The organism is Vibrio sp. 10N.222.52.C3 (genome assembly GCF_041474195.1).
Taxonomy (GTDB): Bacteria; Pseudomonadota; Gammaproteobacteria; order Enterobacterales; family Vibrionaceae; genus Vibrio; species Vibrio crassostreae_C.
Map to the genome: position 1 here is coordinate 1 of NZ_JBFRTQ010000196.1, position 979 is coordinate 979.

General features: G+C 37.9%; 2 protein-coding genes. Both read right to left on the reverse strand.

What is annotated here, in order from left to right; translation table 11 throughout:
• Positions 1-146 precede the first annotated feature (146 nt).
• Positions 147-458 (reverse strand): EthD family reductase, encoded by a 312-nt coding sequence (locus AB4517_RS21930; protein WP_102319794.1) that lies wholly within the window; start codon positions 456-458, stop codon positions 147-149.
• 45 nt (positions 459-503) lie between these two features.
• Positions 504-979: SDR family NAD(P)-dependent oxidoreductase (locus AB4517_RS21935; RefSeq protein ID WP_372149976.1), on the reverse strand; the 476-nt coding region annotated here is incomplete at its 5' end.

Here is a 979-nt window from a genome sequence, read left to right on the forward strand (position 1 = left end):
CAATATCCAATTTGATTTTCATATTCATATTTAACTCTTTTTATCAAGCGTTTAGCTTCAATTTTTTTCATTAAATAACACTAAGCAGAACCCAAATTGTTTATTATTCGGTATCCTGCTCATTTTCACCGTAGAGAGTTGCGGTTCTATATTTTTTGCTCACAAAGCTGAATTGATGGAACGGTATTAGTGAAGTTCGGTACATCAGCTTTTATCTTGTCTGCATTTGGGCCAAATGCCGTTTGAAATGACTCTATAGATTCAAATGAAATTGTACTAATCGCCACATATGCCGCTGCTTCACTAGGAACAACACTTGCTAACCCTGCATCTACTGTCGCCCCTTTTAGTGCGTCTCCCAGAAGCTCTCCTATCATAGGAACATGTTTGTTGCAGTAATAATCAAAATCAAAAATCACATCATCGTTATTTGGGTATATTACGTATACTTTAATCATTGCTTTTTTCCTTTTTCTTTCACTAAAGTTTTAAACTGTTGGGGGTTACATTTTGTTATTGGGCATTGCTTTTCCAATCATTGATTCACCCATTATTGCCTGCTTTTGGTGGGGGATGATCCCAGAAAGAATAGCGGTCATTCGATTACGTTTACCTGGAACCACAACTGCTTTTCTACCCAAACCATTGATAGCTATTTCTGCTACTTCCGCTGGATCTTTTGCAACCATTGGTAATTTTGACCAGTCAACACCATTATCAGCTGTCATCGGTGTAGTTGTTAACCCAGGAGAAAGAACCGTTACATCAATACCTTTGGGTTTAAGTTCGCCATGAAGAGATGCACCTAGCTGAAGAACGTAGGCTTTGGTACCTGCATAATTTGAAAAATATGGGGAAACCATATGACCAGAAAGACTTGATACCATTAAAATACCGCCTCTTTTTCTTTCGATCATTGTTGGTGTAAAGTGGTGAGTCAGTTGCAACACAGAGCTAACATTAAGCTGTATCATCTTCA